The following is a 215-nucleotide window of genomic DNA, read 5'->3' as shown; positions in this document are numbered from 1 at the left end:
GGTCGCCGATCGCCGGGCGTACCGAGGAGGCGTTGACCGACCTGGTCGGATGCTTCGTCAATACGTGGGTGTTGCGGGCACACCTCACCCCGGCGGACTCGTTCACCGACCTGCTCGGGCAGGTACGAGAAAAGGCGTTGGCGGCCTACGCCCATCAGGACGCGCCGTTCGAGTTGCTGGTCGAACTACTCGACCCGGTGCGTTCCACGGCGCAT

The 215-nt window shown here is 66.0% G+C and carries 1 protein-coding gene; it reads left to right on the top strand.

Going from position 1 to position 215, the window contains the following annotated elements; genetic code table 11:
* A partial coding sequence (locus ACX4ZE_RS23585) for a condensation domain-containing protein (RefSeq protein WP_480275668.1) occupies positions 1–215 on the top strand: 215 nt, incomplete at both ends.

The organism is Nocardia sp. TBRC8007 (assembly GCF_056629435.1).
Note: the sequence above shows the minus strand (reverse complement) of the source record. Positions and strands in the feature narration are given on the sequence as shown.